17 protein-coding genes are annotated in these 23,622 nt (G+C 54.3%); 7 read left to right on the forward strand and 10 right to left on the reverse strand.

Going from position 1 to position 23,622, the window contains the following annotated elements:
- Positions 1-31 precede the first annotated feature (31 nt).
- From AC0LWF_RS17170 to AC0LWF_RS17195, 6 genes are all read right to left on the reverse strand, one after another.
- Positions 32-2,242 (reverse strand): helix-turn-helix domain-containing protein, encoded by a 2,211-nt coding sequence (locus AC0LWF_RS17170; RefSeq protein ID WP_474652761.1) that lies wholly within the window; start codon positions 2,240-2,242, stop codon positions 32-34.
- A 96-nt stretch (positions 2,243-2,338) separates the two neighbouring features.
- Entirely contained in the window at positions 2,339-3,766 is a 1,428-nt protein-coding gene (locus AC0LWF_RS17175; protein ID WP_474652762.1) for an alpha-L-fucosidase, read from the reverse strand.
- Positions 3,767-3,800: 34 nt separating this feature from the next.
- The gene (locus AC0LWF_RS17180; protein WP_474652900.1) at positions 3,801-5,096 is read right to left on the reverse strand and encodes a glycoside hydrolase family 125 protein; all 1,296 of its coding nucleotides are present in this window, start codon (positions 5,094-5,096) and stop codon (positions 3,801-3,803) included.
- Between the two features lie 39 nt (positions 5,097-5,135).
- On the reverse strand, positions 5,136-6,914 hold the full coding sequence (locus AC0LWF_RS17185) for a glycoside hydrolase family 35 protein (RefSeq protein WP_474652763.1): 1,779 nt from the start codon (positions 6,912-6,914) through the stop codon (positions 5,136-5,138).
- Positions 6,915-7,144: 230 nt separating this feature from the next.
- The gene (locus AC0LWF_RS17190) at positions 7,145-8,059 is read right to left on the reverse strand and encodes a GyrI-like domain-containing protein (protein ID WP_474652764.1); all 915 of its coding nucleotides are present in this window, start codon (positions 8,057-8,059) and stop codon (positions 7,145-7,147) included.
- Positions 8,060-8,190: 131 nt separating this feature from the next.
- A complete protein-coding gene (locus AC0LWF_RS17195) occupies positions 8,191-8,850 on the reverse strand; it encodes a glycosyltransferase (protein WP_474652765.1) in 660 nt (219 codons plus the stop codon).
- Positions 8,851-9,028: 178 nt separating this feature from the next.
- Here AC0LWF_RS17195 and AC0LWF_RS17200 point away from each other — a divergent pair, with 178 nt between their 5' ends.
- Entirely contained in the window at positions 9,029-9,490 is a 462-nt protein-coding gene (locus AC0LWF_RS17200; RefSeq protein WP_474652766.1) for a hypothetical protein, read from the forward strand.
- 126 nt (positions 9,491-9,616) lie between these two features.
- Here the strand turns inward: AC0LWF_RS17200 and AC0LWF_RS17205 are convergent, their stop codons facing one another.
- Positions 9,617-11,530: a beta-L-arabinofuranosidase domain-containing protein gene (locus tag AC0LWF_RS17205; protein ID WP_474652767.1), complete on the reverse strand. Its 1,914-nt coding sequence runs from the start codon at positions 11,528-11,530 to the stop codon at positions 9,617-9,619.
- A 198-nt stretch (positions 11,531-11,728) separates the two neighbouring features.
- On the opposite strand from AC0LWF_RS17205, the gene AC0LWF_RS17210 reads away from it, so the two are divergent.
- Both AC0LWF_RS17210 and AC0LWF_RS17215 read left to right on the forward strand, forming a co-directional pair.
- The gene (locus tag AC0LWF_RS17210; protein WP_474652768.1) at positions 11,729-12,580 is read left to right on the forward strand and encodes a helix-turn-helix transcriptional regulator; all 852 of its coding nucleotides are present in this window, start codon (positions 11,729-11,731) and stop codon (positions 12,578-12,580) included.
- 111 nt (positions 12,581-12,691) lie between these two features.
- Entirely contained in the window at positions 12,692-16,015 is a 3,324-nt protein-coding gene (locus AC0LWF_RS17215; protein ID WP_474652769.1) for a DEAD/DEAH box helicase, read from the forward strand.
- 58 nt (positions 16,016-16,073) lie between these two features.
- Here AC0LWF_RS17215 and AC0LWF_RS17220 read toward each other — a convergent pair whose 3' ends face one another.
- Together AC0LWF_RS17220 and AC0LWF_RS17225 are read right to left on the reverse strand one after the other, a co-directional pair.
- Positions 16,074-16,457, reverse strand: coding sequence for a VOC family protein (locus AC0LWF_RS17220; protein WP_474652770.1), 384 nt, complete (start codon positions 16,455-16,457; stop codon positions 16,074-16,076).
- 61 nt (positions 16,458-16,518) lie between these two features.
- Positions 16,519-17,700 (reverse strand): WD40/YVTN/BNR-like repeat-containing protein, encoded by a 1,182-nt coding sequence (locus AC0LWF_RS17225; RefSeq protein WP_474652771.1) that lies wholly within the window; start codon positions 17,698-17,700, stop codon positions 16,519-16,521.
- Positions 17,701-17,874: 174 nt separating this feature from the next.
- On the opposite strand from AC0LWF_RS17225, the gene AC0LWF_RS17230 reads away from it, so the two are divergent.
- Both AC0LWF_RS17230 and AC0LWF_RS17235 read left to right on the forward strand, forming a co-directional pair.
- The gene (locus AC0LWF_RS17230; RefSeq protein ID WP_474652772.1) at positions 17,875-18,996 is read left to right on the forward strand and encodes a hypothetical protein; all 1,122 of its coding nucleotides are present in this window, start codon (positions 17,875-17,877) and stop codon (positions 18,994-18,996) included.
- A gap of 96 nt (positions 18,997-19,092) precedes the next feature.
- Positions 19,093-19,338 (forward strand): hypothetical protein, encoded by a 246-nt coding sequence (locus tag AC0LWF_RS17235; RefSeq protein WP_474652773.1) that lies wholly within the window; start codon positions 19,093-19,095, stop codon positions 19,336-19,338.
- Between the two features lie 50 nt (positions 19,339-19,388).
- Here the strand turns inward: AC0LWF_RS17235 and AC0LWF_RS17240 are convergent, their stop codons facing one another.
- On the reverse strand, positions 19,389-19,727 hold the full coding sequence (locus tag AC0LWF_RS17240; protein WP_474652774.1) for a hypothetical protein: 339 nt from the start codon (positions 19,725-19,727) through the stop codon (positions 19,389-19,391).
- A gap of 392 nt (positions 19,728-20,119) precedes the next feature.
- Here AC0LWF_RS17240 and AC0LWF_RS17245 point away from each other — a divergent pair, with 392 nt between their 5' ends.
- A complete protein-coding gene (locus AC0LWF_RS17245; protein WP_474652775.1) occupies positions 20,120-21,175 on the forward strand; it encodes a LacI family DNA-binding transcriptional regulator in 1,056 nt (351 codons plus the stop codon).
- 20 nt (positions 21,176-21,195) lie between these two features.
- The gene (locus AC0LWF_RS17250) at positions 21,196-23,592 is read left to right on the forward strand and encodes an alpha-L-rhamnosidase-related protein (RefSeq protein ID WP_474652776.1); all 2,397 of its coding nucleotides are present in this window, start codon (positions 21,196-21,198) and stop codon (positions 23,590-23,592) included.
- The last annotated feature ends 30 nt before the right edge of the window (positions 23,593-23,622 follow it).

Genomic DNA, 23,622 nt, shown 5'->3' on the forward strand with positions numbered 1-23,622 from the left:
GTAGTAGAAATAGGTGGTGTAGCGAATGATACTAGCCTGTCTGCTGTTTGCGATAATCGCTTGGCGAGACACCCGCGACGTTCTTGAACGCACGATTAAAGGAATTGTAATTGAAGTATCCGACCTCTGTGCTTATTTCCTGAAGCGAGCGCTCCGTTGTGAGCAGCAGCTGCTTCGCTTTATCCATCCTCAGCCCGATCAGAAAATCGACGAAGTTGTACCCGTACGCTTCCTTGAACAGCTTGCTAATGTTCTTCGCATGGATCATGAACTGATCGCTTAAATAATCGAGCGACAGCTCCGGATTATGATAGTTCTCTTCGATAAATGCCCGAATATCGCTAATAACGGCACGGGTCCGTTGTGAATCCTTCAGTGCCTGCAGCTTGCTTGCCATCTCCTCGAAGACGCGCAAACAGCCTCGCTTCAATTCTTCCAGCGTCTCCCAGCTCCGTCCGAGTTCAAGCAGCTCCGCCCCGCTGTCCTTCCACACGCTGCGATAATCTTTGGACAGCTCCAGAAATACCCGGTTCAGCTGTTGATGGAGAAATTGCAAGAAGCTCTCGATCTCCTTGCGCGATGAGATCGAATCTTGCATCTGGCTGAACAGCTCTTCGATGTGCCTCTGCCATGCCCCGTCTGCGATCCGAACCGACTGCGATAACGCATGGATCGTCCCGAAATAGTCATGTACGCGCTGCTCGGAACCTTCCATCTGTGCGGGACGAAGGAGCCGGCCTGTACCAAGCACAGCCTTGTACTGCAGCAGGTTGCCGGCGATCTCATGGGAGCGGCGGATTTCCTCCAAATTCGAAGCAAAGCCGTGAACCCCGATGGTGACCGTGAAGCTTAAGTTGCTCTGAACCCACTGTACAATTTGTTCCCCGATCTGCACGCTCAGCTCATCGCCGTCAGCGTCATCCGGCACCCAAATAATGGCCGACAGCCTGCGCTCCGTTATCCATTCCGCCCAAGTCGTTGCATTTCGGAGACCAGCCATCTCTCCGGTCACGCTGGATAAGACGAATTTCAGAATCGATTGATCTTGACGGTGATAGGCTTCGATAAACTGCTGATAACGATCGATCTCGACCACAAGCACGAACGCTTGCGTACCGACCGGATTCACCTGCAATGCAAGCAGATCCGCCATCCATTCCGATTCACGAATGGGGACAATGCCCTCCACCGCTTCTTGAAACCGATGCTTCTTGCGGAGAATAATGGCTTCTTGGTTCTGCTGCATCGACTTCGATGTCTCTTCCAGCAGCTGCTCCAGAGCACCTTGAATAAAGCCGAACTCATTGCTGCCCGACTGTCCCTTATACGGATTGATTAAAGCGCTAGTCCGAATAAGCGAGACAAGCTGACTGATCGGTTTATAATTGCGACGGGTTATATGGACAACCCAGATTACGCCCAGCAATACCGCAATGAGGGCAATAATGACCCAGATGTTGTAGAAATTGAGCGCAACGTGAGCAAGTCCCCAGCCGGTAGGACCACTATCCACAGCCCAGCCCGTATAAGGGGAAATATAGTGAGACAATATGCTATTCTCGCCATCGGCCCCGGAGTCAGACATCAACGCAGCGCCTTGTTCATCGATCATTCGCACGTAGGTAAGCTTTGGATTATACATCGGCATTATCGACTTCTTCAGCTTGGATAAGCTGACATTGACGACAATATACCCTGATTTGACGGTCGAGAAATGCGGAAAACCTTGCACAAGTGTAATCACATCCGTCGGCTTCTCCACCGCATACGGGCGGAAGCTTCGCTTCCCTGTCCATTTGCCGGCTGTCGCCTTCTGACTGATATATGTCTGGATGAATGGCTGATCGACGAATTTAGTTGCTTGTCCCGAGCCGTCGCCGAGGACAAAGTTATCTTTTAAGCGGATGATATAGACCGAGTCAATGATCGGATTATTCAGCTTCCAATCATCCATCAGCTTCGTTGCTTGAATATTGAGATACACATCATCGTTGTCCGAACCGAAGAAGAGCCGAAGCTCCTCGGCCGTAAGCGTGTCTCGCAGCACCTGATAGTTCAAGGTCTTCAGCGAATTATCCGTAAACAGGACGACCTGCTGCGTCAAAAACTCGTTCGCTTTAATCGCTTCTTTGCGGTTCTGTTCATTCAAAGATTGGAAGAAGACAAAGAAAAGAATCGTAACCACGACAAAAAACACGGGAAGATAAGATAAAAGCAATTTGCGGAACCAGCTGCTATTCATGTTGACTCCTCCTTTATCTTTTCCCGTGTTGGTCGTCTAAGACAATTATTTTACATGATTTGTCGAATAAATGCGATCCAGATCCAGTCTCTACGTTTACTTTGTCGAAATTCTGAATACATGCGCAATCGGCGCCTTGCCCTGAAGCTCGCTAGCCGGAAGCTGAATAGTCACTCCTTCGCTGTCTTGCGTATAGCCGATCGGCTCATCCGATGCAAGCAGCTCAATGCCTGTAATGGGCTCGCTGTATGGGATACGGATCTCTGCTGTCAGCTCCGCATCCTCGCTTGCGTATAGATATGTGCAGTATACCGTGTCGTCTTTGCGCGTGAACGCGCATTGACCGGTGTAATATGGTGCACAAATCCGCGTGCCATATACGGCTTCGCCGTAAACCTTCATCCAGGCGCCAAGATCTTTCATGCTCTTAAGTGCCCCTGCAGGCAGGCGTCCATCCGGTTGCGGTCCAACATTAAGCGCAAGGTTGCCGCCCTTCGCGACGGCTTCCATCAAGATATGCACAAGCTGACGAGCCGTCTTGTACTTGTCCTCGAATTTGAAGGAGAACGAAGTGCCGATCGTGATGCAGCTCTCCCATGGCACGTTCAGCGGACGAGTCGGAATCGTCTGCTCCGGTGTCACATAATTCTCGTAAGCGCCGCCTACCGTGCGGTCCGCCGACAACAGCCAAGGCTGCGTCTCTCTTGCGCGCTCGACAAGCTCGCCTAGGCGAATGTCTTGGCTAACACGGCCACCTTCGCGAACCCAGCCGGCATCAAGCCACAGAATATCTATGCGGCCGTAACGCGTCATCAGCTCCATAATTTGCTCATGCGTGAAATCGACGAACTTCTCCCACAGCTCCGGCTTCTCCTGCGGGTTATAGGAAGGTCCGCGCCACGTATGGTTGCCGCGCTCCATGCCAGGTGCCCAGTAATGCGGCGTATGCCAGTCAGCCTTCGAGAAGTATGCTGCGATCGCGATGCCTTTGTCACGGAACGCATTGAAGACGTTGCCCGCGATATCGGCGTTCTTATGCGCATGGAAAGGCGTATCCTTGCCGGTAATCCGATAATCCGTCGTATGCGTATCCCACATGCAGAAGCCGTCGTGATGCTTCGTCGTGAAGATCAAATATTTGAAGCCGCCCTCCGCAGCCGCCTCCGCCCATTTCTCCGGCTCGAAGCGGAACGGATTGAACGTCTTGTTCAGGTCAAAATATTCACGCTTCATCTGCTCGTAATCCGTCGTCCAATCCACATCGTCACGTGCCCAGTCGCCATCGTCGTCACTAAGAATCCACGATTCCACCATGCCAATCTGGGAATAAGGACCCCAGTGCATCATCAAGGCGAGCTTCTGGTCTTGGAACCATTCCAGACGCTCAAGCGTAACCGGATTTTCCGGTTTCACCCACTCCGCTTCACTGCTGTAATTATGCACACCATTTTCGACTTCAATCTCGACTTCTTCTACAACTTCTTCTACAACTTCATCTACGACTTCATTTACGTTCTCACTCATCTATTAAACCCCCTTAATAAGTTAGGCAAAAGGATTAGGCCAGTATTTTATGCAGCTTATTCTCTTGCATCAGCTTCAAGATCAGCTCGCCGAACAGCGTATTCGCCCATGCGAACCACGATCTTGTGAACTGAGTTGGATCATCCACATGGAACCCTTCGTGCATGAAGCCGGTATCGCCGTCGGTATTAATCAACAATCGTACCAGCTCGGCAACTTCCTCTTCATCCTTTGCTGTAAGCGCCTGCATAACGAGGCTGATATGCCAAATATAGCGATGCGGCGTATGCGGACTTCCAATTCCCCGGGCAATACGGCCTTCGTAATAGTACGGGTTGTCCGGGCTTAGAATAAACCGGCGCGTGTTCTGGTAGATTGGATCTTCCTTCGCCGTGTAGCCAAGGTACGGAATGGACAGCAAGCTTGGCACATTCGCATCATCCATAAGCGTATAATTGCCGAGCCCATCCGTCTCGTACGCATAGATATCGCCGTAGATCGGATGTTTATAGATGCCGTAGTTCGCGATGCCTTCGTCGATATCAGCCTTCAGCGCCAATGCTTCGCTCTTCAGCTTGTCATCGGACAGCACATCAGCTGCGATCTCCGCCAGATAGCCCAGAGCAACGCTTGCGAACATATTCGCTGGCACCAAATAGCCGTATGCGCAAGCATCATCGCTTGGCCGGAAGCCTGACCAGGTCATGCCTGTATAGGCGACAGGAGCACCAAGTCCGTTATTGTGAATCGTGTCGCTCGACGGTCCCGATGTACGGGTGAACCGGTACGGCGACTGGTCCATATGATGCTGCTCCACGCGCCACAGCTGCACGATGCGCTCCGCCGCCTGCCGGAACGTGGCATCGAACGCCGTTGTACGGCCTGTCTGTTTCCAGAACAGATACGCAATCTGGATCGGATAGCAGAGCGAATCGATCTCGTACTTGCGCTCCCAAACCCACGGATTCGGCTCCGCCAGCTCCGTAATATCATTTTCCCAGCGGTTGTTATTGGCTTCTTCATTGAACGCATTGGCGTAAGGGTCCATCAGAATGCTGGTGAACTGCCGCTTGAGCAGACCTTCTATAATGTTGCCGAGCGCTTCATCTTCGGTTGCCAGCTGAATATAAGGACGAACCTGAGCGCTGGAGTCCCGCAGCCACATCGCTGGAATGTCGCCGGTAATAACGAATGTCGAACCGTCCTCTTTAAGCCGCGTCGTCGTCTCGAGCGTATTCGGGAAGCATTGTTTGAACATATGCGCAAGCTTCGGATACGGCGCAAGCTCCTTCTCTGCTTTGGCAAGAACCTCTTGAATGGATGAAGTCAATTGCAATATAAACACCTTCTTCTATTGGATTAGTTGAAGCTATAACGAACTAGGAGGCTGATCAAGGATCGGCGAGTCCGCAAAGCAGACCGCGCCTTGCTCTGACCCATGCAGTTCAAAAATAACAAGCTCATTGTCGCCCTCGCGAAGCAGCGGTGCTGGGACATATAAGGTCCGCTGCGGCCCTTTATTCCAGTAACGGCCGAGGTTGAAGCCGTTCAGGAAGGCGACCCCCTTCGTCCAGCCTAGCATGTCAAGGAACGTGTCTGCCGGAGAGCCTTCTATATGCAGCGTTCCTTTGTAGAACTTCGGCCCAATCGTTTCTCCGGAATCGCCGCCGCTATTAAAGGACAATCGCGATAAGTCCTCCAGCGGAAGCGGACGGATCGTCCAATCGAACAGGTATTGGAAGCCGAGCCTTACCCCTTCAGTAATGCCTTTATGATCCTTCAAATATGGGCCATAGTTGATTCTGCCCATATTCTCGACGAGAATGTCAAGCTTCGCCCCGCCTTCAGGCACGCTAATCGTCACGGATTGCGGCACCGGATCGCGTTCTATGATGCCTTGATATTCGCCGTTCAGGAAGATCAGCGCCCTGTCCCGGACATCATGCAGATACAGCTGCTCAGCCGGACGCGGTCCAGAGATCCGCGTCGAATATAGAATAAAGCCATGTTGCTGGCCCAGCCGCTCCATCGGAAGCGGAGTAACAGATTGCATAGGCGCGGATAAGGCAGGCAATTGCTCGAACAAGGCTGCTTGTTCTGTCAGTTCGACTCGGCCATAGGCTTGCTTCGGAATTGCTGGCGGAAGCTCCAATTCGCCAATGGGCATGTAACGGGCAATCACTTGCCGCGCTGCAAAATATTTATCCGTCGGTTCGCCTGTCTCATCAAGCATCGCATCATAATCGTAGCTCGTAACGGTCGGCTCATAACGATCCGGTCCCTGGCAGTTTGCCCCGTTATAGAAGCCAAAGTTCGTGCCGCCGTGGAACATATAGAAGTTGAAGGAAGCTCCGGCCTTCAGCATGTCATCGAGCACACTAGCCGCATCAAGCGCGCCACGAGTATGATGAGCTTTGCCCCAATGGTCGAACCAGCCGTTCCAGAATTCCATACACATAAGCGGCCCGTCCGGCTGATATTTCTTCAGCTTGGCGAATGCCGACGCAGCATCCGAACCGAAATTGACGGTCGACAGCACGCCAGGCACAGACCCGCCTTGCAGCAGTGCGTCGGTTGGGCCGTCTGAAGTGAATAGAGGCACATTGATGCCGCGTTTCATGAGCCCATCCTTCAGATGCTCCAAGTACTTCGCATCATTGCCGTAGCTGCCGTATTCATTTTCAATTTGCACCGCGATAATCGGTCCGCCGTTCGTACACAAGAGCGGAGTAAGCCGTGGAATCAGCTCATCGTAATAGGCATCCACCTTGGCAAGAAACGCCGGGTGGCTGCATCTCAGCTGTATATAAGGATTGGCCAGCAGCCATGCCGGCATGCCGCCGAATTCCCACTCTGCACAAATATACGGGCTTGGCCGAACGATGACATGAAGGCCGAGACTGCCTGCAAGCTCCACAAAGGCAGCAGCATCAGCTATCCCTTCGAAATGAAATTCGCCTTCCTTCGGTTCATGAATGTTCCAAGGGATGTACGTCTCCACCGTGTTCAGTCCGCAAGCCTTCAGCTTGAGCAACCGATCCCGCCAATAAGCCGGCACGGTTCGAAAATAATGCATCGCTCCGGAGAGCAGCCTAACAGGCTTACCATCGTATACGAAGCCAGATTTTTCTATTGAAAATGAATGCAACCCGCTCGCTCCCTTCCTACGTATGTAGACAAGAATATACGCGAAAAAAGCACAGCTCAACGGGATTTTTTCTAGCAGTTCTCCTTTTTCCGCCTGCGAGCAGCTGCGCTGCTCCACAATTTTCGCAAGAAGCGAATTCACGCGAAAAAAGTAAAGTGCGCAAAAAAGCGCACTGCTCTAGGGCAGCACGCTTCTCCTCTATTACAAGCGCGGATCTCATGCCTTGACCCTTACGCCTCTTTACGTTTCACCGGAACATAGATGTCCATGGACACTTCATCCAGCCCCTGACCGCAGTGCTCCTCGTCATAAAGCTCAAACTCGGTCGTGCCTGCATGCTCATAGCCGGAGTGCGGGAACCACTCGCTGAAGATGGCCCCCCATGTGCTTTGAATCGAATTCGAGAACTGAGCCATTGGCACCTTCGGTGTCGTGAACACCGCATATTCTGCAGCTCCGAACTCGCGGCAGACCAGATCGCTATCCTCGATGCCTTCGAATGTGTCGACTTCCATTCCGATCGTATATTTGAACTTGCCTGATTCCATATCGAAGCTATGGCAGAGCCCAAGCTCAACCCAGCTGTCCTTATGAACGCGATTCGGAATTCGGCGGCCCCAGCCGCCTTTAATGTACTCCTGCCAGAATGCCGGAATTTGACGTTGGTTCTCACCATCACGCGTTGATGTATCAAGATCGAAGCCAATGACTTTGAAAGCAGGTTTCGTTACTAAACGATAATCCATTCGAATGCCTCCCAAATAAGGATTGAATTTGCCTTGCAGGACGTTCAGCTTCGAGTAAGCGATAGGCTTGATCCCTTGCTTGCGATAATCCGCCGGCGTTACATCGAACATGCGCTTGAAAGCGCGCGTGAACGTTTCATGATTCTGAAACCCGTGAGCCAGTGCAATGTCGAGCAGTCTTGCATCCGTGTTGGCCACTTGATAGGCTGATTTCGCCAGACGCCGTTTGCGCACATAATCCATCACCGTCTCGCCAGCCATCGACAGAAAGACGCGGTGAAAATGAAAGTCGGACAGCTTCGCGATTCGGGCAAGATGCGCTAAAGAAAGCTCCTCCGAGATATGCGCCTCCACGTAATCAATGGTCATTTGAATCTGCTTCAAGTAATCCTGCCTCATGGAAACTTGTTACTCCTCTCAATTGCTGTTTCCATTGTACCGCACGAAAGTCCGCTTATTCTTGATGTTTCTTGCCATAAATGAAAAAAAACCGCCAGCATTTCAGCCAGCGGCGCTCTAATTTAGTTAGGTTACTTAAACTTGTCCGGGAATTGCTTAATAATGCCGTTCGCCAGCGTATCCGACAGCATGTAGAGATGTGTCAGCCCATCGTCGAACGCTTTGATCTGACCGTCCCAATCCTTCTTCAGCCCTGTTGTCAGCAGCGCTGCAACGAACTCCAGATGGCGGTCGAGCAGCGATTTGAGCTCCTTTTGCGACCAGTTCGGATTCGCACCGCTCAAGAACTTGGCGATATCATCCGCATTCTGATACCACGCCTTATTGAATTTTGCCAAATCCGCTTGATTGCCGCCCATGGCTGCACCGACGATCTGTCCCGCGAGCTGAATATGCTCCGTCAGCAGCGCCGCCAGCTTATTGCCAGCTTTCTCGCCATAATAGGGCTTGATTGCATTGCCGATGTCCTGTTGGTTGCGAAGCAGCCGCTCCAGCACTTTATCTTTGTCCGGGAGATTCGAGGTTGCGCTGACAATATAGGATTGCGTGTAGATCGCGTGATCTGTCCACAGTCTTCTCATGTTGTCCTTCAGCTGCCACATGGATGGAGTCCAGCAAGCTTGGTGATGGTGGGAATGGTCGAGTGCCCTGCTTGCTTGTACACCAGCTGGAGCTAGACCTAAGGTTAGCGCCAGGCAGAGCATTAGCACTTTGATGCAGCGATTTCGCATGTTGTCATTCTTCTCCTTTGTTTGAAACGCCAGTAGTGGAAAGCCCCTTATATTGTGGACGTTTCCACTCATTTCATGCATGTGGAGGCAATTAACCCGTGCCAAACTGCTCCCTACCGCATGTAATAGTACGAGTGTGCGGCAGTATGCCGCTATCAAGGGAGGCTTGTAGATTCATATGGTAAGGGCGACAAGCAGCGCAAGTAAGATGACTAAAGGCTGTACAGGCTGCAAAAGAACTCCGGTTCGAGCTGTATTCACCACAGGTATTCTCCGGCGCAATCCGGGAACGAATTTTGCCTTGGTCGATCTGGTCAATCTAGGCAAAACGATCGCGCGCGAGATGAGGGTGCAGGTGTTCGACTGGTCCAGCGGGCTGCCCGTTCCGCTTACATTATCGCCTTGCAACACGACGACTTGCCTCGTATCGCTTGCTCCGGGCACGTCAAACTTCGTCTACGCCGACGTATCGAACGTGAAGTTCAGATATGAGGTTCGCATCACCCGACGCAGCGTGAACCGCAACGTCATTCTGAACGTGACCGGCCTTGGCGAGCAGCCGACATTAACGCCGCAAACGGGCAATAACGTGCTGCAGCACGGGCTTGTGCGGCTGAAACGGAGACATGGTTGCAAATAAGCGTTTACGTGTTACGGCTAGCTATACAGAGCTAATCATAATCCGTAATCGGCCTCCTCTACCGCAACAAAAGCCTCCCCCAGCCATGATGGCTGAGGGAGGCCCGTTGTTACTACGAGAATGCGATTATACGTGCTTCTTCCAAGCTTTCTCCCGCTCGCCGATGAGCGGGAACTCTCCGATGCGCAGGCGCGCGCTGCCATACGGCACGAGCGTCAGCTCGGCGAATTCTTGATTCGCCGTCTTTGGATAGATCGGCGGCGTACCTGCATTGTTGCCTTCCATCTTCCACTCGCGGATGAGCTGCCCTGTCGCCTTAAGGCGAACCGGCGCATGCTCCGCATCGAATGGCTGGTACGGCACGTCGGAGAGGGTAGCCTCGTACTCGTTATTTGCCAAGAGGCCGTATTTCCAAGGCGATCCCGGGTAGACCTCCCAATCGTGAAACTTCTCCCGCTTCGTCAGCAGCTGCCAGTTCTCCTGAATCGGAAGCGCGAACACAAGCGGCCCTCGCTCGACGCTAATCGCATACAGATTGCGAGATACGGCGCGAACTTCCATCGGCAGCGTCAGCGTTAGCTGCTCGCCATTCGCCCACTCCCGCTCCACGCGCGCGTAGCCATTAACGATGTTAAGCTCCTGCTTAACGCCGTTAATCGTCAAGCTTGGCGCCTCGCACCATGCCGGGATGCGCAGCGAAATCGCGAAGGTTGCGCTCGGGCTATTGAGCGCCACATCCATCTTAACCGTGTCGCGGAACGGATATTCGCCGCTGACCGTGATCGTAGCCGCTGCGGAAGCTCCGTTGCCAACCGGCGCTTGCACGGTACATGGCGTATAGGACACTGCCGCCAGACCGCCGCGGTTGTCGCTCATCCACAGATGCGAAGCCAGCTTCGGCCAGCCCTGGTGCATGTTCGCCGTACAGCAGCCGAAGTTCGGCTCAAGACCGAACAGATTCGCCTCCGGACCGTTGCTCCAGTTGCGCGGCGCTACGTTACATACAACTTGATTCACCTGCTGGTCGTATTGGTGCGCGCACCAATCTTTTGAGATCGTCGCAGGCAGTGCGTTGAACGCAACCTTTTCGAGAATATCCCCGAACCGCCCTTCGCCGAATACCCGCGTCAGATTCTCCATCGAGTACATATATTCCACAACGGCGCACAGCTCGACGCCTTGGCTTGGATGCGTGCCGGACAGCCATTCGTCTCCGGAGAACATGCCATGCGCTTGTCCATGATAGGTCATTAAGCTGTCGATGCCGCGATGCGCGGCTGCACGCTCCACCTCTGCGCCGCTCAGCTCATAGCGGATGCCCGGCGTCTTGATGCCCATCGCCACGTTGACGACATGCGTCGTCCAGTCCCACTCTTCAACCTTGCGCCAATACGGGAAGTCGTGAAAAATATCCGTCCAATCATTCGTCTGCTCCGCGACAATGTCAGCCAGCTCAAGCAGCCGCGCTTCACCTGTTTCCCGGAAGAGCCATTGAATGCACAACAGCATCTCGGCGCCGCGCGCCTTTGCCCATCCTTCAAGCGGCATCGCTTCGATCTTGCTATGGACATAGCCGAAAAATTTCGTTAAGAACGGTACAATGCGCGGATCGCCCGTTGCTTCCTTATACTGCGTCATGACCTTCAGCATAATCATGTAGTGCCACCAGTCATGCTTCTTGTTAATATCTTGATTCACCGATTGAATCGTGCCGACAGGTCCGAATGAGCCGTCCTCCCGCTGGCTCGCTAGCGACCATTCAATCCAGCGCTGCGCCTTCGCAATAAGCTTCTCGTCCTCTAGCAAGTAAGCAAGCGGCAGCATCCCGTCCAGATAGTACGGACCACGCTCCCAGCTCTCGCCGCTTCCGCCAATCCAGCCGTTATCCGGCCCAACGTCCCCCCATTGCTCCTCAAGGTGCCCCGTCAGTCCGTCAGCTTGAATGCGCAGCTGGTTCCGCAGCCAGCCTGCCGGTTTAATCGCGCCAAGCGGCAGCGCCTGGAACGCGGTATCAATTAGCTTCCTCATGGTCGATTCCATTCTCGCACGTCTCCCTTTGCACATCGAAATCTGATAATCCTTCCAACCGAATATAGCACGGAGACAAGCGGGCAGCCGATACCCGAACACAACAAATAATTGTCTAATTACAACATTTATATTGAGAATCAGATCTAGTGCATCACTCCCAAATCACTTATTATAAAAGCAATCCAGTACGTGAAGGAGTCCATTGCAATGTTCCGATTCACCTCTCCCCCAATGCCCCACCATATTACTTGCGGCGAAGACACCTATGCCCCTGGAGCTAGACATCCCGAGCGCGCCAGCATTGGCGTATTCGACCTGCTCATCGTCACGAAGGGTTGTCTATATATGGAGGAAGAAGGAATGACGCTGACGATTCCTTCCGGCCACTATGCGTTTCTTCGTCCAGACCGTTATCATCGGTCGCGAATGCCATGCACGGAGGTGACGCATTTCTATTGGCTGCATTTCCAGACGCTTGGCAGCTGGAGCGAAGTGAATGAACAAGTGCCTTTCACGTCGCCGGCCAGCAATGAACCGTTTATGCAGATTGAGACCTTCGTTTATCATATTCCGCGGATCGGCGAGCTTCGTACGCCGGAGACGGTCTATAGCTGGATGCGCCAGCTCATGGCGCTCCGCCATGAACCGTCGGCGGCGAACAGCTTCCGCCAGCAAGGCATCTTCCTCGACCTGCTGCTCCAGCTGCAAGAGGAAGGCGGCGAAACGGCGGGGGACGCTCATCTGGCTGTAGCCGACGAAGCCGCCGCGTTCCTGCGCCTTCATTACCGGGAGCCAATTAGCTATAAGGGGCTGTCGGAGCAGCTGCATTTTCACGCGAACTATATTGCGCTCTGCATGAAGAAGGCTTTCGGCTGCACGCCGCTCGAGTACTTGAAGCGCTACCGTATCGAACAGGCGAAACAGCTGCTGATCCATACGAACGAGCCGATTGGCGCCATCGCCGAAGAGACCGGCTTCCTCACTTTCCCATACTTCGTCCGCTGCTTTGGGAAGCATACGGGGACGCGTCCGAAAGCTTTTCGCCAGCGGTACCGGTGATCCGGCAATCGCCGCTCGCGGGCAACAGCCCCCGGGCGGTATAATAAATGCAAATGCGTCTGATGGAAAAGAAAGAACGAGAGAAAGAAAGAATGAAAGGAATTTGCGCCTGTGAGCAACCCATTATCGCTGTCCGCAATCCTGTCGATGTGCGGACAGCTTTCGTATAAGAAAGGCGAAGCCGCCTTTCGCAGCGGCAAAGTGACGATTACGCGCTATGAGCCGGACGGCTCGCGCTGTGAAGCGATCGTCAAGCTGCAAGAGCGCTTCGACGTAAGCGTGCGAATCGACGCCGACGACGGAGATGTCGCTGCAGCATGCAGCTGTCCAACGTTATCCTCGTACGACAAGTATTGCTCCCATATCGCGGCGGTGCTGCTTCAGCTGCACGATGCGCAGCAAGCAGGTCGCCAGCCAGGCAGCGCGCGAACCCACGCATCTTCGCCTGCGCGAGCTGAGCGATCCGTTGATGGCGAGCTCGCAGCAAGCTTGCTCGGGCTATTCGCGCACAAGCAGCCGCGGCTGCCAGTCGGCTCGCGCTCAATCGTCGAGTCCCGCGCGCTGCTTGACTTGAACTTCATCTGCAAGCCGTTCGCTTACGGCAAAGGAAGCGTGAAGCGCCTCTTCGGCATCGAGATGAAGGCGGGTTTGAATCGCCCGCTCATCGTGCAGCAGATTCGCGACTTCCTCGCTCATATTGAACGTGGCGAAGCCTATCCGCTGTCGAAGACGTTCACTTACGATCCGGTGCAGCACAGCTTCCATCCTGCCGATTATGAGATCATCAGGCAGCTCATTGCTATTCAGCGCCACGATAACCTATACCGCGAGACGACCAGCGCATACACGATGCATGCAAGTCCGATGAGCGGAGAGCGGATGCTGCTCGTGCCCCCTTACGCCTGGGAAGCGCTGCTGCCAGCACTGACGAAGACATCTTCGGCGATGTTCGAACAGGAGGGCGCTCAGTTTGAAGGCATCGCCGTTTCAGACGAACGACTGCCCCTGCAATTCAAGCTCGATCAAGGTGAGGGTAAGGACAGAAGCACGGGCATGGGAAGCAGCTATATGCTTGCGGTTGAAGGCCTGAATCGGATGACGATTATGGAAGACTACGGTCTTGTAATCACAGACGGAGGTAAGCTTGTTCCATTGCCATCAGAGGGCTGCCGCAGGTTGACCGAGCTGCAGCAGCTGCTCGAACATTCCGGTGCGCGCGATCATGTCGCGATTCGCTCCGAACAGATCGAGCCTTTCATGGAGCGCGTCATCCCCGGCCTGCTGAAGCTTGGCAGCGTTCATATTGCCGAAGCGGTCGAGAACCGCGTCACCCACCGGCCGCTGAAAGCCCGGCTGTACTTGGACCGCGTGCGGGACAGGCTGCTCGCGGGGCTGGAGTTCCATTACGGCGAGCTGATTATTAATCCTCTCGATGCGGATACAGACATCCAGAAACGCGGCGGACTTATTCTCGTTCGGGACGGTGAGCGGGAACGGCGCATTCTCGCGCTTATGGAGGAAGCCGTGTTCGCGAAGACGGAAGCCGGTTATTTCATGGAGGATGAAGAAGCGGAGTATCAGTTTCTGTACCACATCGTCCCACAGCTCGAGAAGCTGCTGACGGTTCATGCCACTTCAGCCGTTAGGACGAGAATCCATACCGGCGGTCCGCCGCCGAAAGTAAATATTAAGATGAATGAGCGGACGCATTGGCTCGAATTCGAGTTCGACATAAGCGGCATTCCGGAGACGGAGATCCGCCGCCTGCTGCAGTCGATGGAGGAGAAACGGCGATATCACAAACTGCCGAATGGCGAGCTAATGCCGCTCGAAACCGCCGAGCTGCAGGAGATGATCCGACTCTTTAACGAAGCTAAATTCACGGTGAAGGATCTCACGGCAGCGGGCATTCATGTCCCTCTGCTGCGCGGTCTTCATCTCATGGAGCAGCATCGCGGCAGCAAGACGATCACGATGGACAAGTCGTTTAGGAGACTGCTCGACAACCTGCGAAGCCCAGACAACCTCGAGTTCCCGGTGCCGGACAGCTTAGCGAACGTACTGCGGGACTATCAGGTTTACGGCTATCAGTGGATGCGCACGCTCGCGCATTATCATATTGGCGGCATTCTGGCGGATGATATGGGCCTTGGCAAAACGGTGCAAGCCATCGCGTTCCTCGTCTCTCAGCTGTCCGAAATCCGTGAACAACGACTCCCTGCCATCATCGTAGCGCCCGCTTCGGTCACGTACAATTGGCTCCACGAGCTGCGCCGATTCGCGCCGCAGCTTCGTGCTGTCATCGCCGATGGCACGAAGACGGAACGCAGCCGAATTGTGAAGGGAGCGTCATCGGACGCCGACGTTATCATCACTTCGTACCCGCTGCTGCGCCGGGATGCCGAGCTGTACGCGAGACAATCGTTCCATACGCTTATTCTCGATGAAGCGCAGGCGTTCAAGAACTATACGACGCAGACGGCGCAGACCGTGAAGCTGCTCGAAGCTCGCTACCGCTTCGCGCTGACGGGCACGCCAATCGAGAATCGGCTGGACGAGCTGTGGAGCATCTTCGATGCCGTCTGCCCTGGCCTGTTCCCGAAGCGAAGAGAATTCGCGGAGCTGACGCGCGAGGCAATCGCGAAGCGCGCCCGCCCCTTCCTGCTGCGCAGGGTGAAGACCGACGTGCTGAAGGAGCTGCCGGAGAAGATCGAGACCCGGCTCGCGACCGAGCTGCTGCCGGAGCAGAAGAAGCTCTATGCCGCGTATCTTGCGAAGCTGCGGCACGAGACGCTGAAGCATCTGGACAAGGATACGTTCCAGCGCAATCGGATTCGCATCTTGGCCGGACTGACGCGTCTGCGCCAATTGTGCTGCCACCCCGCGCTGTTCGTCGAAGACTATGCCGGCAGCTCCGCCAAGTTCGAGCAGCTGCTCGAGCTCATTGACGAATGCCGCAGCGCCGGCAGACGGATGCTCGTCTTCTCCCAGTTCACGCAGATGCTCGGCATCATTCGTCGTGAGCTGACAGAACGCGGTGTGCCGTTCTTCTATCTCGACGGCAGCACTCCTCCTTCCGAGCGCGCGGAGCTAAGCGCCCGCTTCAACGACGGCGAGCGGGAGCTGTTCCTCATCTCGCTCAAAGCCGGCGGCGTCGGCCTTAACCTGACCGGAGCCGACACGGTCATTCTGTACGACCTGTGGTGGAACCCCGCAGTTGAACAGCAAGCCGCCGACCGCGCATACCGGATCGGCCAGAAGAACGTCGTCCAGGTGATTCGGCTCGTCAGCCAAGGCACCGTCGAAGACAAAATGTTCGAGCTGCAGCAGCGCAAGAAGGACCTTATCAACGAGGTCATCCAGCCTGGCGAGGAGGCACTGTCCGCCTTGACCGAATCGGAAATACGCGAGCTGCTTATGCTTGGTCCAGCATAGCTAGCGCGAAAAACCGTATCCCTGTGGGATACGGTTTTTTCGGCTGTCACCCTCATGCTCAATCTCTCGCCGCATTCAGCTCGATCACATTATGGTCAGGGTCCATGATGAAAATTTGCGCGAAGCCGGTGATGCTGTTCCGGTTCGATTTATGCGGAATGTCGCACTTGTTCAGCCAATCAATCGTGGCGTCGAAATCAGCCACGCGAATGGCGAAATGCCCATCGCGCGTATCGATGCCGCCGGTGCGCTTCGTCTCGCCTTCGTGCATGATGAGGTGCAGCTGCTGCCCGCCTGCGCCAATCGCATACCACGCACCTGAGAAATCAAATCCCGGCCGCTCGATCTCCGCAAGCCCGATCACCTCGCGATAGAACGCTTTTGCCCGCTCGATATCCGTTACAATGATGCTTACATGATGGATGCCTTCATGCTGCAGCATATCCCTTGCCACCGCCTTTTTTTTCCACCATTATAACATCGAACCCATTCCCGTGAACGCGCTAATTTGAATCAGGCAGCCCGAACAGCTTCGTCCACTTCGTGCCGTTGTTGATCGTCTTGTAAATGCCAGAGTTCGATTCGCTCGTCACCGCCATATAACCGCTTGAAGGCGATACGAAAGACAGCTTCGCTTCATACCCTGGTACGCCGCTCGGCAAATTCTTCCACGTCTTGCCGTCATCGACAGAACGGCCGAATTGAACCTGATCCAGCGCACCGCTTCCAGCAGCCATGTAGGCTGCCGAGTGGCCAATAACAGCCATATCCGTTGGTCTGCCCGCCGGCCCAGGCAGCTTACCTACAGGTACTTCAGGACCCGGAGCCGGTCCGCCTCCTGCCGTCGTATTGGAAATGACCTGCTTCCAATGCGCGCCGGCATCGGTCGTATGAAACACGGAATACGAAGTCTGCGACATGCCGGAAGCGCCGTAAAGCAAGACCCACACATCCGAGCTATCCGTGCCATAGATCGCGCCGCCGTAACTCACAGACGATTTGACCGAGAGCGAATTTACCCACGATTTGCCGCCATCCGAAGTCTTCATGACTTCATATCCGCCGGTTGCTTTTACAATAATCGCCCATGCTTTATCCTGCGAGATGAACTGGACATACCTCGTGTTCGGCGGCGTCGTCACCTTCGTCCAATTCTTCCCGCCGTTCGTCGTCTTGAATGTAAATTGGCGAGTGAACCCATAACCGACGTTCTCATTCAGAAATTGAATGCGGTCGAATCCATACTGCCCAGTCGGAACCCACGTGTAGCTCGTGCCGCCGTTTGTCGTCTTGAGCAGCGTGTTCTGTTTCTCCGCACTCGTCTTCGCGAGCACATAACCGACCGAATTGGTCAGAAACTGCATCTGGTTAAAGCTCAGCTTGCCTGTATTATAGATCGACTGCCAATGACAGCCTCCGTCCGAGGTGCCTATCATAAACCCGTTGCCAGCCGCACGGCCGATGTTCGCGCCAAGAAACTGAATCGCTTGCACATGGGCGCTGCCCGTATCCTTCATCGCCGCAAGCTTCAGCCCGTGATCATCCGTCCGACATCCGGCAGGAGCCGCAGCCGTAGCCGCAGTTTCAGTTGCAGCCAAAGCGCCGGCAGGCGCGGCCAAACCGCTAATCAGCGTGCCAGTCAGAAGCGCAGCAGCCGTCAGCGTGTTCATTACCTTCTTCATCATCAATTCACCTCGTGCTTTCTTGTAGTGCCCTTCCCTTTATCATGCTCTCTCTCATCTCTTTCGACGAAGGAGCCGCAGCTTAAGTTGCAGGGCCTTTCTACACTAGGCAAGTACCGCAGCTCTGTTATAAAATTTCCTGTATCTGTTATTTCTAACCAAGAGGAGAGGCGACAAATGAACAAAGGGCTGCACCTTGCCGGCATCTTCATCCTGGCAGTCACATTACTAGGGACGATTGGCGGCACAACAGCACAGGAAGCATACGGCGCTTCGTTGTTCAAGCCTGCGTCAGATGGCATTCTAAACTACTCGCCACTCACTGCCTATATTCCCATTAACGGCCGCGATGTCGCTTTGCAGCTTGGCATGACCAAGAGCGAGGTCGATCGTCTGCTCGGCAAGCCGCAAGCAATAAAGACGCTAAGCAGCGATTATTATCGCTACGGGGAAGACATTATTATCGGCTATGCAGGCGAGAGAGCGGCGATGATTGATCCCGGTATGGAAGGCTCCCTTCGCAAGCGAGTAAAGCCTGGCCAGAGCTGGGAGCAAGCTGAGAGGCTTCTTGGAGAACCGTCTCTAGCGTCAGGAAGCGACCGTATCTATAGGTATCAAGCGAATTCGTATTTGTTCAAGCAGCTGCGAACAGCGAAGGAATTGGCCGCAGCTGGGGGGCGCTCTGATGTTTATGAGGTCATCGTATCGCTCAACGCATTCGGAGAGATCAGCTCGGAAGTTATGTTCAAGGCTTCTTACAAACGTGATGTAGCTAGAAAAATACAGCTCGCAAACAGCATCGACGGACTCCCGCTGAAACCTGCCCCGTTCGTGATGGACGATCTTGCCGTAACCGACGAGCTCGGGCGCACCGTCCGGCTAGGGATGGAGATGGCAGACATAGACAAGCTGCTCGGAAGCTACGAGAGCTATACGATGTCGCTTCCAATCCATGAATATGACAGCATGTCTGTCTACTATCGCGGCACGAAAGCAGTTGGCATTAAGCTGAGAGAGGACCCCGCTCATCTATTCCGAACGCCGCGCGGCATTACGATGCAGAGCTCCGCAGCCGTCTTGGAGCGACTGTACGGCAAACCGACAGCAGCCGACCCGCCAGGCTGGACTTACTATTTTTCAGAACATGCATCAGGGTTAGAGCTTCTAAACGAACTTCCAGCAAGACCTACCCGTATACCTTACGATTACGGAATCAGCGTCATTCTGAACGACGGTCCTTCGCCTGTCGTCACCTACTTGCTAATCGGCGATGCAACGTTCCTTCGCGAAATGAAATAACAAATTTAATACTCGTTTCACACTTTCCAAATCTCCCGTTAATACTTGGCTGTTACACTAAGTTCAGCTAAGAGGAAGGGAGTGTGAATACGAATCATGAACCATGCACCTGCCATTGTGTATGCCAATCGTCTGTGCGACAGCGAAACGATGACGAACAAATTGATTTTCCAAATTAAGCAGGACAGACTCTCGGCAAGCGAGCTAGACAAGCTGCAAGCAAGATGCAGCGCCGAGCTGAGCGAGCTTCGCCAAGAACTCAATGAGCTGCTGAAAGAGCTTCGTGCAATTGCCGACGGCAGCAATTCCCCCGCTGCTCTTCCACGCCGAACCGCAGCATAACAAAACCGACTTTACCTGTATATGGGCGAGTCGTTTTTTTTTATTGTTCGTTATGTAGAGGCAACTTCCCAGCGACTGCGGTACTCCGCAAGTCTCGGATGCAGCACGCTCGGCTCCATCGGCAGCAGCAGCCTCAGCTTCACGATCCACTCTTCGAAGGATTCGAACGAAGCGAATAGATTGGCAGTTTCAGGACTCATGTATACAAAATAGGGCGAAGGATACGTCTGTGTCAGATGCCGCAGCGCGGTGTCAATCGGTGTATACTTCTTCCGCTTGCCCTCGAAGCCTTCAATGATGATGCCAGCTCCGCCGCTGCTGTGCTCGCGCTTCCACTCGTGCAGCTGATCGAGCCGCTTATGGTAGGCGCGGACCGGCTCTTTTGTCATCCTTCTCACCGTTTCCTCATGCAGTGGATACAGCACGAGCCTTACGAACGACCGCTCGCCGGCAAGCTGCGCTGCAAAGTCAAGCTCCGCATCCGATGTATGCTCGAACGTATCGTAATAGATCAGCGTTCCTTTGCCCGTCGTCGTCTTTGAAGGCTCGAAGCCGAATGGAATGGCATGTGTGATCTTCTTCTCCTTAATGGCGTAAACCTCCTTGAGCAGTCATGGATTCCATTCGAGTATACCCTGACCGCGGCGAACTGATAAGAGCGAAGACTGTTCTTCATACAAAACGTTTTTATTATATTGGGCGTGAAAGCGCTCAGCTAATTGACGGAAAATGGAAGTCATGCTACGTTTACGATATAAAACGTTTTTAGAGGGTGCGTGCGATGAACAAAGAGGGCCGCAGCGTCACGATTAAAGATATTGCGCGGGAAGCCGGCGTATCGATCTCGACCGTTTCATTCGCCTTCAACGGGACTGCTCCCGTCGCGCAGGAAACGAAGGAACGCATATTTGAGGTCATTAAACGACTGAACTATCAGCCAAACTCAGCCGCCCGCGGGCTTGTCACTCGCAAAACGAATAATATTTGCTTATTCACGCCTCATCCCGCTTCCAACTTCTTCTCCTTCGCTGGCAACAGCGTCTTCTCGCATCTTCTGCAAGGCATCGGCGAGGTGCTCGACCAGAAAGACTACAACCTTCTTATCTCCTGGGACAATATCGGTCATAAAGCAAAAACACCCAAGCTGATTAAGCTTATGCGCGAGCGTGCCATGGATGGCGTGCTGATCTGTTTGCCGAATCATGATTCATCGATCATCGAAGAGCTGTCCGATCATCATTTTCCCGTCGTCATCATTGGCAGTAACGGGCTGAAGAACCAGGTTAACTCGGTTGACGTCGACAATTATGATATCGCTTACCGCAATGCGCAGCATATGCTTCAGCTTGGGCATACTCGTATTGCCTTCATAAGTCCAGGTCCACTCGAGTTTCTCGTCTGCGAGGACCGGCTGGAGGGGTATCGCGATGCGCTTGAAGAGGCGGGCATTCGCTACCGAGAAGACTATGTATTCATTGGCGATGAGAAGGAACGAAGCGGCTATCAAGCTGCCACCGCGTTCATGACGCTGAAAGAGCCACCGACGGCGATCATATCCGGACGCGATGTTCAAGCGGTCGGCGTCATTGAATATGCCCGCGAGCAGGGCTTGTCCATTCCGCGCGATGTCGCGCTCATCAGCTTCGAGAATTCCGAGCTGGCGGAGAAGTATGGCATTACGTCAGTGACGACGGACCTGTACGAGATCGGCAAGGAAGGTGCGAAGCTGCTTCACAAGCTGCTCACCCGCAAGAAGGACCGCGGCGCACAAAATATCGTCATCCCGTCAGAGCTGATTATCCGCGCGAGCTGCGGCGTCGCTCGGCCGAATATATAGTTACATGGAGGGATCTTGAGTTGAAGTTTGCAAAAGCACAGCCGATCTGGCCCGCTGGCCTGGAAACGGCGATGAATATAACCGGCGGCTTCCGCGCTCAGCTTATGAACGCGGATGGCAAGCTGCCGGACAGCTGCCTCATACGAATTACCGCCTCTGCGCGTTACCGCCTGTACGTAAATGGCATCTTCGTTGGTCATGGACCTGCAGCTGGACCTCATGGCTATTACCGCGTCGATGAATGGAACTTTAATAATGACGTATTTGCGACCGGACAGCCGAGCATCGTCGCGATTGAAGTCGCTGGTTACAACGTGAACAGCTTCTACACGCTGGATCAGCCTTCTTTCGTGCAGGCGGAGGTTGAGGCGGATGGTGTTATTATTGCTGCGACTGGCTGTGGCGGGAATCGGAATGAGAACGATGGCGTCGGCGAATTCGAGGCATTCGTGCTGCCGGAACGTGTGCAGAAGGTGCAGCGATACAGCTTCCAGCGCCCATTCATGGAAGCGTATCGGCTGACGCCAGGGATGCACCACTGGCGTTACGATGAAGAAGCGAAGCCGTCTGCGCCGGCGGAAGCAGCTGTGGCGGAAGCGAAGCGGCTGCTGCCTCGCGGCGTAAGCAAGCCTGCGTTTGGTTTGGTAACGCCTGTGTCCGTCGTGGCACGGGGCTCGGTTGCACGACGCGATGAGGCCGTGGAGCCTTGGCGGGACCGAGCTATTAGCGATATCGGGCCGTTATTGAAAGGCTTCACAGTCGATGAGCTGGAGCTGCTGCCGACCGATGAGCTTGGCCAGCTGCGGACAAGCTGGCAGGAGCATTGCGAGCCGAAGCTGCCTTGGGAGCTGCACCTGGAGCAGCATGGCGCTGCGATCGTCGAGTTCGACTGCAATCGTACCGGATTTATCGGTATCGCTTTCCGGTGCGAAGTGCCTTCGCGAATTGCACTGACCTTCGATGAAATTCTTACCGATGGAGATGTCGATCATCTGCGTCTGGAATGCTCGAATGTCATTTATTTAACATGCGAGCCGGGCGCTTATGATTTCGAGACCATCGAGCCATACACGATGAAGTACTTGAAGCTAATTGCACTTGAGGGCAGCTGCACGATGACGATATGCACGCTCCGGGAGTACACCAATCCCGATGCGGACCGAGCCGGATTCAGCTGCTCTGACGAAGCTCTCGGCGCAATCTTCGAAGCGGCGCGTGAATCGTTCCGACAGAATGCGGTCGACAACTTCACGGACTGCCCTTCCCGCGAACGTGCAGGCTGGCTGTGCGACAGCTTCTTCGCCGCCCGTGTCGAGGCCGATCTGACTGGCGATCATGTGCTTGAGCATAACTTCTTCGAAAATTTCCTCCTTCCTGAACGGTTCGAGCAGCTGCCGGAAGGGATGCTGCCGATGTGCTATCCTGCGGATCACTATGACGGCACGTTCATTCCGAACTGGGCGCTCTGGTTCATTATTCAGCTGGAGGAGTTTCAGTCCCGCGGCGGCGATGAGCAGCTGATCGCTTCGCTGCAGCCAAGGGTCGAAGCGCTTCTGCACTATTTTGAAGGCTTCCGAAATGAGTTCGGGCTGCTCGAGAACCTTGAAGGCTGGGTGTTTATTGAGTGGTCGAAAGCGAATGATTTCGTGAAGGGGATTAATTTCCCGAGTAATATGCTGTATGCCGGCGCTCTTGAAGCTGCTGCGCGGCTATATGGCACCGAGTCCTATTACGATGATGCATCGATGGTGAAACAGATGATAAGAGAGCTGTCTTACGACGGCTCGTTCTACGTGGATCAGGCGATGGAGGACGCGGATGGCGTGCTTGAGGTGACGGATAACCGTACAGAGGTGTGCCAGTATTACGCCGCCTTCTTCGGTATTGCCGATCCACAGGAACAGAACGACTGGTATATGAGTCTCGTGAATGATTTCAGCCCGATTCGCGTCGCCAATGAACCTCCTCTTGCCGGCATTAACGGGATTCATCCGGCGAACGCGTTCATCGGCTATTATTTGCGCATGGAGCTGCTGTCGCAGCTTGGCCTTGCAAAGCAGCTGCTCGCGGAGGTCAGAGCATTCTTCAGCGTCATGGCGGAGCGGACAGGCACGCTGTGGGAGCATAACCGGACGACGGCGAGCTGCAATCACGGCTTTGCTTCGCATGTCGTGCGCAGCCTCTACCGGGACGGGCTCGGCATCGCCTCCGTGGACCGGAAGCAGCAATCGCTCGAGATTGCCTTCATGGACACGGGGCTCGCTTGGTGCAGCGGCAAGCAGCCGACGCCGGATGGCCCGATCGAGCTGGATTGGCGCATCGAAGGCGATGAACTGCACTACCGATTAATCGTGCCGCAGGGCTATGCGGTCACAATCGAGAACTACAGCGGCAAGCAGCTTGTAAGCGAGCCGTAAAATAATCAGTATCACCATAAAAAAGTATCA

The organism is Paenibacillus sp. sgz302114 (genome assembly GCF_056120345.1).

What these genes read in the sequence shown, in the direction of transcription:
- AC0LWF_RS17170 (WP_474652761.1), bottom strand. Translation starts at nt 2,242, where the DNA reads ATGAATAGCAGCTGGTTCCGCAAATTGCTTTTATCTTATCTTCCCGTG.
- AC0LWF_RS17175 (WP_474652762.1), bottom strand. Translation starts at nt 3,766, where the DNA reads ATGAGTGAGAACGTAAATGAAGTCGTAGATGAAGTTGTAGAAGAAGTT.
- AC0LWF_RS17190 (WP_474652764.1), bottom strand. Translation starts at nt 8,059, where the DNA reads ATGAGGCAGGATTACTTGAAGCAGATTCAAATGACCATTGATTACGTG.
- AC0LWF_RS17195 (WP_474652765.1), bottom strand. Translation starts at nt 8,850, where the DNA reads ATGCGAAATCGCTGCATCAAAGTGCTAATGCTCTGCCTGGCGCTAACC.
- AC0LWF_RS17200 (WP_474652766.1), top strand. Translation starts at nt 9,029, where the DNA reads ATGGTAAGGGCGACAAGCAGCGCAAGTAAGATGACTAAAGGCTGTACA.
- AC0LWF_RS17205 (WP_474652767.1), bottom strand. Translation starts at nt 11,530, where the DNA reads ATGGAATCGACCATGAGGAAGCTAATTGATACCGCGTTCCAGGCGCTG.
- AC0LWF_RS17210 (WP_474652768.1), top strand. Translation starts at nt 11,729, where the DNA reads ATGTTCCGATTCACCTCTCCCCCAATGCCCCACCATATTACTTGCGGC.
- AC0LWF_RS17220 (WP_474652770.1), bottom strand. Translation starts at nt 16,457, where the DNA reads ATGCTGCAGCATGAAGGCATCCATCATGTAAGCATCATTGTAACGGAT.
- AC0LWF_RS17225 (WP_474652771.1), bottom strand. Translation starts at nt 17,700, where the DNA reads ATGATGAAGAAGGTAATGAACACGCTGACGGCTGCTGCGCTTCTGACT.
- AC0LWF_RS17230 (WP_474652772.1), top strand. Translation starts at nt 17,875, where the DNA reads ATGAACAAAGGGCTGCACCTTGCCGGCATCTTCATCCTGGCAGTCACA.
- AC0LWF_RS17235 (WP_474652773.1), top strand. Translation starts at nt 19,093, where the DNA reads ATGAACCATGCACCTGCCATTGTGTATGCCAATCGTCTGTGCGACAGC.
- AC0LWF_RS17240 (WP_474652774.1), bottom strand. Translation starts at nt 19,727, where the DNA reads ATGACAAAAGAGCCGGTCCGCGCCTACCATAAGCGGCTCGATCAGCTG.
- AC0LWF_RS17245 (WP_474652775.1), top strand. Translation starts at nt 20,120, where the DNA reads ATGAACAAAGAGGGCCGCAGCGTCACGATTAAAGATATTGCGCGGGAA.